Below are 12,424 nucleotides of genomic sequence, written 5' to 3'. Positions count from 1 at the left end.
ATGTCCGCACACACGAACGACGCGACCGATCCGGACGACGCGAACGATTCGACCGATCCGGGCGATCCGGACGACGCGAACGCCACGGACGGCCCGGACGGAGCGGCGCTGGCGACGGCTCGCGCTCGGCTGTACGGACTGCTGGCGGCGGCGTTCGACGGCGAGACGGAGGCGATCGCCGAGGCGTTCGAGCGGGACGCGTTCGCGGCCGTCGCCGACGCGCTACCGATCGACGGCGAGCAGGCGATCCCGGACGGAGACGGCCACGACGCAGACTCCCTCGCCGTCGGGTACGACACCCTGTTCGTCGTCCCCGGGAGCCACTACGTTCCGCCGTTCGCGTCCGCCCACGCGACCGAACCGAGCGAGGAGTTCGAGTCGGACTCGCGGTACCACACCGCAGGCGAGGCCGGTGAACTCCTCGGCGACCCGGCCGCCGACATGGCGCAGTTGTACGCCGCCGCGGGGTTTTCCCCCCGACGAGGCGACGGCATCCCAGACCACGTGGCCGCGTGCTTCGAGTTCATGCGCGCGCTGTGTGAGCGCGAGGCGACGCTCCTCGAAGACGGCGGCGACGAGCCGGCCGTCGACGCCGTGTGCGATCTCCAAGCGCAGACGCTCTCCCGGTTGGGGTGGCTCGACCGGTTCGACGAGGCGGTCGCAGAACAGGACGCGGCCGAAGGCGTCTTCGCCGGGATCGCGCGGCTCGCACGGACGTTCGCCGCGTGGGACGCGAGCGAGGTCGCAGCACAGTCGGACGACCGCCCGTCGGACACCGAACACGCGTAGCCGATTCACCAATGACATCCACAGACATCACCGATTCAGACCTCCGCGACCGCCTCCGCACCGTCGACGATCCCGCGCTCGGCGCGGACATCGTCAGCGCCGGGCTCGTCACCGACAGCACCGTCGACGACGGGACGGCGTCGATCGAACTCGCGCTCGGCGCGCCGCACGCGCCGGAGGAAGCCACGATCGCAGACCGCGTTCGCGGGGTGGTCGAGGAGGCGGGACTCGACGCGCGTCTCTCCGCGACGGTGCCGCGTCTCGACGCGGGAGAGTCCTCGGTACTGCCCGAGGTGAAAAACGTGATCGCCGTCGCCTCCGGCAAGGGCGGGGTCGGAAAGAGCACCGTCGCCGTCAACCTCGCCGCGGGGTTGGCGGACCGGGGAGCGAACGTGGGGCTGTTCGACGCCGACGTGTACGGCCCGAACGTCCCGCAGATGCTCGGGGTCGACGAGGACCCCGGCGTGGCGACCGTCGACGGTGACGACCGGATCGAACCGCCGACCGCTCACGGGGTCGAACTGATGAGCGTCGGGTTGCTGATCGACGAGGACGACCCCGTCGTCTGGCGCGGTCCCGTCGCACAGAACACGCTCACCGACCTCTTCGGCGACGTCTCGTGGGGGCCGCTCGATTACCTCGTCGTCGACCTCCCGCCGGGCACCGGCGACGTCCAGTTGACGGTGCTCCAACACCTCCCCGTGACGGGAACGGTCGTCGTCACGACGCCGCAGTCAGTCGCGGTGGACGACACCCGCCGCGGCGTGCAGATGTTCGGGGAGTACCGGACCAACGTGCTCGGCGTCGTCGAGAACATGAGCGGGTTCGTCTGTCCGAGCTGCGGAGACACACACGACGTCTTCGGGGAAGACGGCGGCCGATCGCTGGCCGAGGAAGTCGACGTGCCGTATCTCGGGTCGCTGCCGCTCGACCCGGCGATCCGAACGGGAGCAGAGGACGGCGAGCCGGTCGTGGCTCGGGGCGACGGCGCGACGGCCGCGGCGTTTCGGGACCTGACGGGGGCCGTCGCGAACAACGTCGGTGTCCTGCGCCGTCGCGCTCGTCAACGGACCGCCGGCGGCGGCGGGTAGCGGCTCAGGTCTCCTCGTCGACGGCGGCCCACTCGGAGGTGTCGGCGAGCGTCCGCAGGGCCGGCTCCGCCTCCGCGGCGATCGCTCCGTAGAACCGCGTGCGTCCCACCGGCGTGTGGACTCTGAGAACGACGGTGTCGCGAGTGACGTCGAAGGCCGAAAGCTCCCAGCGTCGGGATTCGGCACACCATCGCCCGATTCGCGTCGCGTCGGGGTCACGAACCGTGCGCGATCCGAGCTCCCAGCTCATCCGGGTGAGGTGGTCGAGATCGAACGGTATCACCGCCGGGAGCGTCACCGTTCCGTGACCGTCCCCCGGGCTGTCACAAACTGCCATGCCTGTGGTACTCGTATCCGTCAGTAAAAATCGATCCGTTTCCGGCGAGCGCGGAAAGAAGCGAGCCGAAAAAGAAGCGAGCGGAGAGCAGACGAGAACGGAACGGACGAGAGCAGGTGAAAGAAGACGAGGCAGACGAAAGCAGAGCGGAACGGACGAAAGCGGAAACGGAAGACGCTATTCCGTCTCGTCGGGGTCGGGCGTAGACGGGTCGGTCGTGACGCCGGTGTCGGCCGGCGTCTCGGGCTCGTCGATCAGATCGTTGGACCGCGCACCGCCGCCGAAGAGCCGGGCGAGCAGACCGCGGTCGCTGCGCTTCTCGGCGAGCAGCACGGAGCACTCGACCTCATCGAGCACCTGTAAGACGAGCGAGCCGCGGACCAGCCGCGAGAGCAGCCCCTTCTCCGTCGCGCCGACGATGAGCATCGTGGCGTCGCGGGCGGCCCGCTCGATGCTCGTCTCCACGTCGCCGGACTCGATGCGCAGCGTCGCGTCCGCGAGGTCGTGCTCCTCGGCCCACGCCGAGAGGAACCGCCGGCCCTCCGCCTCGTCGTCGGCGACGTGCAACAGGGTGACCTCGCCGTCGAACTCCAGTTGGAGCATCCGGGCGACGGCCGCGGAGAGGTCGGAGGCGGGGCCGCCGGCGGTCGGCACCAAGATCCCCGAGGGGTCGAACCCGCGGTCGCGGAACACGAGGAAGTCGGAGGGGAGCGAGTACGCCAGTTCGTCGATCGCGGACTCGGCGCGGCCGGGCGCGCCGTGAGAGTCCTCGCCCCAGCCCATCACGGTGAGGTCGGCACCGTAGGTTCGGGCGGCGTCGAACACCTCCTCGAACACGCGGTGAGAGAGGACGACGTGCGTCTCGACGTCGACGCCGAACGTCTCGGCGTCCTCTTTCGCGCGGTCGAGCAGGTCGTGGGCGGCGTCGTGTGCGCCGCGGTCGCGGGCGGCTTCGAGCGAGGTCTGGTCGGGCACGTTCGCGATGTTGACCGCGACGACCGTCCCGTCGCGCTGTTTGGCGATGGCGGAGGCGAGCGTGATCAGGTGCTCTTCGGTCGCGGGGTTCGCGAGCGGCACCATCACGCGGTAGTCGCCGCCGCTCGGCTGGACGGACGTGGCCGCGGAGACGGCCTGCTCCGGCAGTTCGTCGGAGCGGTCGAGGATCCACGTCCCCAACACGCCGCGGGCCTCGACCTTCTCGCGGGCGTACACGAGGTACCAGAGGAGAGCGAAGACCACGAGACCGAAGGAGATCAGGATGATCGTCGGATCGATGTACACGATCAGCGCGAACGACGACACGGTCCCGATTATCGGAACGGCCGGGTAGAAGGGGACCTCGAAGTCGGGGTCGTATCCCTCGACCTCGGACTCCCGCATCACGATGAGCGCGAGGTTGAGCAGGCCGTAGACGATGAGGTGAAGCACGGACCCCATCGTCGACAGGGACTCGACGCCGCCGGCGACGAGGAAGACGAGGATGAGCGCGCCGGTGAGCGCGATCGACTTGTACGGGGTCCCGAACCGGTCGTGGATCTCGTTGAGCTTGGGGGTGACGATCTTCTCGCGGCCCATCGCGAAGTTGATCCGCGACGACGAGAGGATCGACGCGTTCGCCGAGGAGGCGGTCGCGAGCAGCCCGCCGATGAGTAACATTCCCGCGCCGACCGCTCCGAGCGAGTAGCCGAACACCGAGTAGTTGCCGAACAGCAGTCTCGCGGCGTCGACGACGGCGGTCTCGTTGTTCGCGACCAGCTCGTTCGGCACCGCCGCGAGCAGCACGACGAGGAACAGCGCGTACACCACGGTGACGATGACGACCGAGCCGAGCACCGCGAGCGGAAGGTTGCGGCCGGGGTTTTTGATCTCCTCTGCGACCGACGTTATCTGCACGAACCCGAGGTACGAGACGAAGATGATCCCGGTGACGGGCAACACCTCGCTCGTCGTCCCCGGCGGCGCGATCGGCCGCAGCGACTCCATGTCGGCGTTCAGCAGGCCGACGACCGTGAAGACCGCGAGGATACCCAGAAGCGACATGACGATGACGATCTGGAGTCCGCCGGTCTCTTTCGCGCCGAAGTAGTTGACCGCGATGAACAACAGCGCGCCTGCGAGGCCGATCACCTGTGCGGCCTCTAACGTCACGAACCCGAGCCCGACGGGGCCGAGTCCGACGAGCGCGTTGACGTACTCGCCGAAGCCGTACATGTAGAAGGCGGAGGCGAAGGCGAGTCCGAGCCAGTTGGCCCAGCCGGCGACGGAGCCGAACATCGGGCCGAGCGCGCGGTTGACGTAGAAGTACGCCCCGCCAGACTTCGGCATCGCCGTGCCGAGTTCGGACGCGGAGAGCGCGGTGAAAAGCGCGATGATCCCGCCGAGGACGAACGTGAGCGCCGCGAGCGGGCCGGCGCGAGCGACCGCGGTACCGGGCAACACGAAGATCCCCGCGCCGATCATCGTCCCGATCCCGATCGTGAGCGCCGCGAGCGGGCCGAGGTCCTTCGCGAGTTCCTCGTCGCCGCTCACGGCGGGCCACCTCTGCCGGTCACGACGGCCCCGGAAACGGTGGCTACCCCTCGGGCGGTTGTGACTCTCCGTGCGTGTATCATACCTTGTTTCTCTCCTCTGTTCGTATAAACCCGGCTACTTTCCGCGGCGTGGTCGGCGGCTCTGTGAGGTGGAATGGACTCTGTTAGGTGGGGGCGGTTCCGGGCGAGACGGGCGAACGCGCGACCCGGGGGTCCGGAGATACCACAAGGAACATACCGGCACGCGCCCCCGTACCGATCATCAGGTGGATCCCGTGACCAAGAAACGCGAATACCGCGACGACTACGACGACAAGACGCTGTTCATCCCCGGGCCGACCGAGGTCCGCGAGGACGTGATCGAGGCGATGGCACAGCCGATGTTCGGCCACCGGATGGACCGGATGACCGATCTGTACACCACCATCGTCGAGGACACCAAAGAGTTCCTCGGCACCGAAAACGAGGTCGTCATCCTCACCGCCTCCGGCACGGAGTTCTGGGAGGCGTCGACGCTCAACCTCGTCGACGAGAACATCCTGGTGCCGACCTGCGGCAGTTTCAGCGAGCGCCACGCCAACGTCGCCGAGCGGCTCGGCAAGGACGTCGACCGGCTGGAGTACGAGTGGGGCGAGGCCGTCAAGCCCGAGGACATCCGCGAACACCTCGAATCGACGGACAAGCACTACGACGTGGTCGCGACCGTGATGAACGAGTCCTCCACGGGCGTCCGCAACCCGATCGAGGAGATCGGCGACGTGGTCGCGGAGTACCCGGACACGTACTTCGTCGTCGACGCGGTCTCCGCTCTGGGCGGCGACTACGTCGACATCGACGAACACGACATCGACGTGATCTTCGCGTCGACCCAGAAGGCGTTCGCGATGCCGCCGGGACTCGCGGTCTGCGTCGTCAGCGACGACGCCTACGACCGCGAGGTAGAGAAGGGAACCTCCTCGTGGTACGGCGGCTTCCGTCGCACCATCGACTACTACGACCGCAAGGGACAGACCCACTCGACGCCCGCGATCCCGGTCATGTTAGCGTACCGCAAACAGATGAAACACATGCTGGAGGAGGGCCACGACGCCCGCGACGAGCGTCACCGTGAGATGATGGAGTACGTCCACGAGTGGGCCGACGAGCACTTCGCGATGTTCCCGGAGGAGGGCTACGAGTCCCAGACGGTCGCCTGCATCGAGAACACGCAGGGGATAGACGTGGCCGCGACGATCGAAGAAGTGAGCGAGGAGTACGACATGGCCTTCTCGAACGGGTACGGCTCACAGCTCGGCGAGGAGACGTTCCGGATCGGGCACATGGGCGAACACACCGTCGAGAGCGTCAAGGAACTGACCGACGCGATCGAAGACGTCGCCGGGCTCTAGCGGAGACGCCCGAAGACGCTCGGACACGTCACTCCGCTCCGAGCAGTTCGACGAGCAGCGCGTTCTGTGCGTGCATCCGGTTTTCGGCCTGGTCCCACACCAGCGCGCGGTCGGATTCGAGCACGTCGTCCGTGATCTCCTCGCCGCGGTGAGCGGGCAGACAGTGCATCACCCGCGCGTCGGTGCCGGCGAGGAGGTCCGCGTTCACCTGGAAGCCGTCGAACGCGGCCATCTTCTCCTCGCGCTCGTCTTCTTGTCCCATCGAGATCCACACGTCGGTGTAGACGACGTCCGCGCCGTCGATCGCCGTCGCGGGGTCCGTCGTCGGCTCCACGTCCGCGCCGAACGCGGCCGCCCGATCGAAGACGGCGGGGTCCATGCCGTAGTCGGCGGGCGTCGCGACCTCGACGTCGATCCCGGCCATCGCCGCGCCGACGACGAACGACTGCCCGACGTTGTTGCCGTCGCCGATCCACGCGACCGTGGCGTCTTCGCCGACGGTCTCGCGGATCGTGAGGAGGTCCGCGAGCGTCTGGCAGGGATGCGCCTCGTCGGTGAGCCCGTTGATCACGGGACAGTCCGCGTACTCGGCGAGCACCTCGACGTCTTCGTGGTCGAAGAGCCTGGCCATCACGCCGTCGACGTACCGGCCGAGCACGCGTGCGGTGTCGCGCAACGGCTCGCCGTGGCCGAGTTGTATGTCGTCGGGGCCGAGGAACATCGCGTGGCCGCCCAGTCTGGTCATCCCCGTCTCGAAGGAGACGCGGGTCCGGGTCGAGGGCTTCTCGAAGATCATCCCGAGCGTCGCGTCCGCCAGTCGGGGGTCCGTCTCGCCCGCCTTCATCGCGGCGGCGCGGGAAAGCAGGGCGTCCAGTTCGGCGGGCGTCACGTCGTCGATGTCGAGGAAGTCGTCGGTAGCGAGTGGCATCGTGTCGGTTGTACGGTGTGGTAGCGTGGTGTCGTTCGAGAGCGGTCGTTTCGTTCGAGGGCGAGTCGTTCGGCGACGGCGTCTCGGAAGGCGGTTACAGTCGCTTGCGGCAGACTTCGGTCAGGACGGTCACGGCCCGGTCCAGTTCCGGAAGCGGGAGCCGCTCGTCCGGGGCGTGGTCCAGATCGGAGTTCCCGGGGCCGTAGGTGACCATCGGGCAGTCCCACGCGGCCGCGAAGAGGTTCATGTCGCTGGTGCCGGTCTTCCGCAGGAGCCGGACGTCGCCGTCGGCCGCCCGGATCGCGACGCGAAAGGCCCGCGCGAGATCCGTTCGCGGGCTCTCCATGACGGGCGGCATCGGGTCGCCCCAGTGGACCGATCCGGTCGACAGCTCCGCCTCCGCCAGCTCGTGTATCTCGTCGGCCGGGCGCGAGGGCGGAATTCGAAGCTGCACCTCCATCGTCGTCTCCACGGCGAGCCCGTCGTCGCTCAGCCCGCCGTCGATCGAGATGGGCTTGGTCGTCACCTGATCGAACACCGCGGTGTCGGAATCCTCCGGGGTGAACGTCTCCTCGACCCCGTGCCACCAGTCTATCGCGTGCTGGATCGCGTTCGGCTCCGGCCGCGAGGAGTGGCCCGACTCGCTCGTGTTCACGTACGTCCCTTCGAGCAGTCCGCGGTAGCCGAGCGTGATCCCCTGCCACCCCGACGGCTCGCCGTTGACCACCGCGTCCGGCGCGTCGCGGTCGTCGATGAGGTGACGCGCGCCGCCGGAGTCGACCTCCTCGCGGACGACGCCCGCGAAGGAGACGCCCGTCTTCACCGCCGCGACCGCCATCGTGACGAGCGGTCCCGTCGCGTCGACCGCCCCGCGACCCCACAGCACGGGGTCACCGGGGTCACCGACTCGAACGTCGGACGGCTCGGGCAGTTCGTCCTCCGGCGGTGCCGGCCGCACCTCGACCGGAATGTCGCCCGGCACCGTGTCGACGTGTGAGGTGAGCAGCACGGCGTCGTTCGCCGGCGCGCGGACGTTTCCGGCGTCGTCGATCCACGCCTCCCGGCCGTTGGCCTCGAAGAAGTCGACGAGCCGCTCCGCGGCCCGTTCCTCCTCGCCCGACGGCGATGGGATAGACACCATGTCGTACAGGAGCTTCCGCGCGGGGGTGTCGCAAGCCGCGGGGTAGCCGCCGCCGGCGACGACGTCGCCGGCGCGGTCCGCGTCGGCTCGCTCGTCGCTCTCCCGCTCTTTGCCGGCCGCCATCAGCCGATCACCTCGGCGATCGCGTCGACCACGGCGTCGGCGTGCTCGCGGTCGATCGTCAGCGGCGGAAGCAGCCGCAAGACGGTGCGACCCGCGGGCAGCGCGAGTATCTGGTGGTTCATGGCCAGATCGCGAAGCAGGCGGTTCGAGCCGCGTTTCACCTCGATCCCGACCATCAGTCCGTCGCCGCGGACGTCCCGGACGTCGTCGCCGAGGCGGTCTTCGATCTCGCCGCGCAGGTACGCGCCCACGTCGTCGGCGTGCGCCGAGAGCTCCTCGCGTTCGATCACGTCGAGGGTCGCTCCCGCGGCGGCCGAGACGACCGGGCCGCCGGAGAACGTCGAGCCGTGGTTCCCGGCGTCCTCGGCGATCCAGTCGCGACAGAGCGTCGCGCCGATCGGGAGCCCGCTGCCGAGCCCCTTCGCCGTCGTGAGCACGTCGGGCACCACGTCGTGAGTCTCCGCCGCCCACAGCGACCCGGTGCGGCCGAGCCCGGTCTGGATCTCGTCGAGGATCATCGCGGCCCCCGTCTCCTCGGTCGCCTCGCGGACCGACTGCAGGTACGCCGTCGGAGCGGGGTTGATCCCGCCTTCGCCCTGCAGGGGTTCGAGGATGACCGCGGCGGTCTCGTCGCCGACCGCCTCGCGCATCGCTTCTTCATCTCCGTACTCGACGAACTCCACGCCGCCCGCGAGCGGCTCGAACCCCTGTTTGTACTTCCCCTTCCAAGTGGTCGCGAGCGCGCCCATCGTGCGGCCGTGGAACCCCTGCGTGGTCGCGACGATCTTCTCGCGGCCCGTCGCGTGCCGGGCGAACTTCAGCGCGGCCTCGTTGGCCTCCGTCCCGGAGTTGCAGAGCCAGACGTTGTCGACGTCGCCGGGCCCGGCGTCGGAGAGCCGCTCGTACAGCGCCGTCCGCGCGGCGTGCGGGTACGACGCCTGCACGTACATCAGATCCTCGAGCTGGCTCGTCGCCGCGTCGACTACCTCGGGGTGGCAGTGCCCGACCGGCGTGCACGCGTAGCTCGCGCCGAAGTCGAGGTACTCGGTTCCGTCGGTGTCGGTGAGGTACACGCCGTCGCCGGAGGCGATCTCGATCGGCTTCTCGGAGAAGACGAACCCGCTCATGCGGTCTCGCCCTCCGTTTCGGCTTCCGCGTCCTCCGCGTCCTCACCGAGCGCCGTCCGCTCGATCGTCGTCCCCGCGCCGCCGAGCGCGGCGACGATGGGATCGTCGACGTTGGCGTCGGCGACCACGACGCGGCCGGAACCGCCCGAAAGCGCCTCTTTGGCCGCCATCACCTTCTTGCCCATGAACCCCTCGGCGGCGTCTTCGACCGCCGCGAGTTCGTCGGCCGTCGCCGCCGACGCGATCAGCGTGTCGGGGTCGTCTGGATCGGCGTAGACGCCCGCCACGTCGGTCAGCAGGACGAGGTCGGCGTCGAGCGCGCCCGCGACCGCGGCGGCCGCCCGGTCAGCGTCCGCGTTGACCGGGGTGACGCCGCCGTCGCCCTCGTTCCCTTCCATCGGAGGCGAGACGACGGGCGTGTAGCCGTCGGCGAGGAGCCCCGCGAGGAGGTCGGCGTTGACAGACTCGATCCGGCCGGAGTGTTCGCCCCGTTTGATCTTCTTTTTGCCGTCCTCGACCACGCGGACCGCAGACTTGCGCGGCCCCGAGAGGAGCCCGCCGTCGACGCCGCTCAGTCCGACCGCGTCGACGCCGGCCTCGCGGAACAGCGCCGTCAGCTCGGTGTTGAGCTTGCCCGCCATCGCCATCGTGAACGCCTCCATCGTCTCGGCGTCGGTGAACCGGCCGGTGACGCCGGAGGCCGACTCGACGTACTCCGGTTCCATCCCGAGCCGCTCTATGACCTCGTCGACGACCGTCGAGCCGCCGTGGACGACGACGACCTCGCGGCCGTCCGCGACGAGGCTCGCCACGTCGCCGACCGCGCCGGCCGGATCGACCGCCTTCGCGCCGCCGATCTTGACGACGACGGGCGGATCGCCTGCGCGCGCGCCGCCGTCTGCGACCGCGTCGGGTGCGGGCCGACCGCTCCGCGTGTCGTTCCCGCTCATGGCGACCCCACGGGGTGGAGCCCCTCGAACTCTAAGCCCGCCTCTTCGGGCAGCCCCAGCGCGACGTTCGCCGCGTGGACCGCCTGCCCGGCGGAGCCTTTCATCATGTTGTCGATAGCAGAGAAGACGACGACGCGCCGGTTACCGGGGTCGAGCTCGAAGCCGACTTCGCCGTAGTTCGTGCCGGCGACCGCCTTCGGCTCGGGGTAGCGGTAGACGCCGCCCCCGCCGGAGACGATCCGCATGAACCGCTCGTCGGCGTACGCGTCGCGATACGCGCCCCAGAGGTCGCCCTTCGAGACGGGCTCGCCGGGGAAGACGTGACAGGTCGCCGACGCGCCGCGGACCATCTCGACCGCGTGAACGGTGAAGGAGACGGAGAGCCCGAGGTACGCCTCGATCTCCGCCTCGTGACGGTGGCTCGTGGGCGCGTACGGGCGCACGACGCCCGAGCGCTCCGGATGCGAGGAGGCCGCGCCGCCGCCGGCACCGCCCTCCGAGGAGCCGACCTTCACGTCGACGACGACCCGGTCGGTATCCGGGTCGAGGGCGCCGGCGTCGACGAGCGGCTTCAGTCCGAGGATCGTCGCGGTCGCGTTACACCCGCCGCCGGCGATCAGGTCCGCCCCGGCGAGGTTCTCGCGGTTGAGTTCGGGGAGCGCGTACTCCGCGCGCTCCAGGTACTCCGGCGACTCGTGGCCGTCGTACCACTCGTCGTACAGCTCGGCCTCCGGCAGCCGGAAGTCCGCGGACAGGTCGACGACCGTGTCCGCCGCCTCGAAGTACTCGTCCACCCGTCCCATCGAGACGCCGTGCGGCGTCGCCGAAAAGAGCACGTCGACGGACGCCAGCTCGTCCGGGTCCGAGAAGCGCAGGTCGAGCCCGCGCAGGTTCGGGTGCGAGCGCCCGACGGTCATGTTGTCCGCCGACCTCGACGTGGCCTGCACGACCTCGAAGTTGGGGTGTCCGGAAAGGAGGCGCAACAGCTCGCCGCCGGTGAACCCCGTGCCGCCGATGACGCTCGCGGTGAGGGTCTCGTCGGCGACGGCGTCGGTCGCGGCCGTCGCGTCGGCGTCGTTGGCCGCGTCGGAGTCGGCCGTCATGCGTCCGCCTCCTCGGCCTCGGCGTCGGCCAGTTCGACCGCCTTCTCCTCCAGCCAGTCGACGACCGTCGCCGGCACGTCGACGTCGGTCGCGGCGTCGAGCGCCTTGAACTCGACCGTGTGGTTCACCTCGTGGACGGTGTACCCGTCCGCGCCGCCCTCGGCGGGGCCCGAGTCCGCGTCGACGCCGACCTCCATCAGGTCGACGCCGAGCAGGCCGCCGCCGACCGCGTCGGAGGCGCGCTCGACGAGTTCCAGCGCGCGGTCGTCCAGATCGAACGACTTCGTCTCGCCGCCCTTCGCGGCGTTCGTGAGCCAGTGGTCGGACGACCGCGTCATCGCCGCGACGGGCTCGCCGTCGACCGCCAGCACGCGGATGTCGCGGCCGGGCTTGTCGACGAACTCCTGCACGTAGAACACCTTGTGCTCGTAGTGACCGAGCGTCTCCTTGTGCTCCAGTATCGCTTCGGCGGCGTTCCGCGAGTCGATCTTCGCCATCAGCCGGCCCCACGAGCCCGTGACCGGCTTGAGCACGCAGGGGTAGCCGAACGACTCGATCGCTTCGAGGGCGGCGTCTTTGGTGAACGCCACCTCCGTCGCGGGCGTCGGCACGTCGGCCTCGGCGAGCGCGAGCGAGTTCTTCGCCTTGTCGGCACAGACGTCGCCCGTCTCGGGGGAGTTGACCACGGGGACGCCGTAGCTGTCGAGAAAGCGCGTCGCGTACAGCGACCGGCTCGTCGACAGACAGCGGTCGACGACGATGTCGAGGTCGTCGACGGCCGCGGTCGTCGCGTCGAGGCCGAACCGCTCCTTGCGGACGTCTATCTTCTCGACGTCGTGGCCGCGGTCGCGAAGCTCGGAGAGCAGCAGCTTCTCGTCTTTCCGGATCCGCGAGTAGAGGATCCCGACCTTCACGC

Annotated in this window: 11 protein-coding genes; 3 read left to right on the top strand and 8 right to left on the bottom strand. The window is 69.4% G+C overall.

Going from position 1 to position 12,424, the window contains the following annotated elements; all coding sequences use genetic code 11:
- Both NO930_RS00510 and NO930_RS00505 read left to right on the top strand, forming a co-directional pair.
- Positions 1–789 carry a TorD/DmsD family molecular chaperone gene (locus NO930_RS00510; protein ID WP_199242121.1) on the top strand — a complete coding sequence of 263 codons (789 nt, stop codon included), beginning with the start codon at positions 1–3 and terminating at the stop codon, positions 787–789.
- 11 nt (positions 790–800) lie between these two features.
- Positions 801–1,880, top strand: a complete 1,080-nt coding sequence (locus NO930_RS00505) for an Mrp/NBP35 family ATP-binding protein (protein ID WP_256402148.1) — start codon at positions 801–803, stop codon at positions 1,878–1,880.
- Positions 1,881–1,884: 4 nt separating this feature from the next.
- Here NO930_RS00505 and NO930_RS00500 read toward each other — a convergent pair whose 3' ends face one another.
- Positions 1,885–2,217 carry a hypothetical protein gene (locus tag NO930_RS00500; protein ID WP_137782544.1) on the bottom strand — a complete coding sequence of 111 codons (333 nt, stop codon included), beginning with the start codon at positions 2,215–2,217 and terminating at the stop codon, positions 1,885–1,887.
- Between the two features lie 177 nt (positions 2,218–2,394).
- A complete protein-coding gene (locus tag NO930_RS00495) occupies positions 2,395–4,746 on the bottom strand; it encodes an amino acid permease (protein ID WP_256402147.1) in 2,352 nt (783 codons plus the stop codon).
- A gap of 277 nt (positions 4,747–5,023) precedes the next feature.
- On the opposite strand from NO930_RS00495, the gene NO930_RS00490 reads away from it, so the two are divergent.
- On the top strand, positions 5,024–6,136 hold the full coding sequence (locus tag NO930_RS00490) for a pyridoxal-phosphate-dependent aminotransferase family protein (protein WP_256402146.1): 1,113 nt from the start codon (positions 5,024–5,026) through the stop codon (positions 6,134–6,136).
- Positions 6,137–6,164: 28 nt separating this feature from the next.
- On the opposite strand, the gene argF is transcribed toward NO930_RS00490, so the two are convergent.
- The 6 genes from argF to lysX form a co-directional block, all read right to left on the bottom strand.
- Positions 6,165–7,064 carry an ornithine carbamoyltransferase gene (argF, locus tag NO930_RS00485; protein ID WP_137782542.1) on the bottom strand — a complete coding sequence of 300 codons (900 nt, stop codon included), beginning with the start codon at positions 7,062–7,064 and terminating at the stop codon, positions 6,165–6,167.
- A 94-nt stretch (positions 7,065–7,158) separates the two neighbouring features.
- The gene (locus NO930_RS00480; protein ID WP_256402145.1) at positions 7,159–8,328 is read right to left on the bottom strand and encodes a [LysW]-lysine hydrolase; all 1,170 of its coding nucleotides are present in this window, start codon (positions 8,326–8,328) and stop codon (positions 7,159–7,161) included.
- Positions 8,328–9,455: an aspartate aminotransferase family protein gene (locus NO930_RS00475; RefSeq protein ID WP_256402144.1), complete on the bottom strand. Its 1,128-nt coding sequence runs from the start codon at positions 9,453–9,455 to the stop codon at positions 8,328–8,330. The genes NO930_RS00480 and NO930_RS00475 overlap by 1 nt, the downstream gene beginning before the upstream one ends.
- The gene (locus NO930_RS00470) at positions 9,452–10,405 is read right to left on the bottom strand and encodes an acetylglutamate/acetylaminoadipate kinase (RefSeq protein WP_256402142.1); all 954 of its coding nucleotides are present in this window, start codon (positions 10,403–10,405) and stop codon (positions 9,452–9,454) included. The genes NO930_RS00475 and NO930_RS00470 overlap by 4 nt, the downstream gene beginning before the upstream one ends.
- A complete protein-coding gene (gene argC / locus NO930_RS00465) occupies positions 10,402–11,508 on the bottom strand; it encodes an N-acetyl-gamma-glutamyl-phosphate reductase (RefSeq protein WP_256402141.1) in 1,107 nt (368 codons plus the stop codon). The genes NO930_RS00470 and argC overlap by 4 nt, the downstream gene beginning before the upstream one ends.
- Positions 11,505–12,422: a lysine biosynthesis protein LysX gene (gene lysX / locus NO930_RS00460; protein ID WP_256402140.1), complete on the bottom strand. Its 918-nt coding sequence runs from the start codon at positions 12,420–12,422 to the stop codon at positions 11,505–11,507. The genes argC and lysX overlap by 4 nt, the downstream gene beginning before the upstream one ends.
- Positions 12,423–12,424: the final 2 nt, after the last annotated feature.

The organism is Halorubrum salinum (assembly GCF_024494575.1).
Taxonomy (GTDB): domain Archaea; phylum Halobacteriota; class Halobacteria; order Halobacteriales; family Haloferacaceae; genus Halorubrum; species Halorubrum salinum.
The sequence above is the reverse complement of the archived record's forward strand: the minus strand, read 5'-3'. Positions and strand labels throughout refer to the sequence as shown.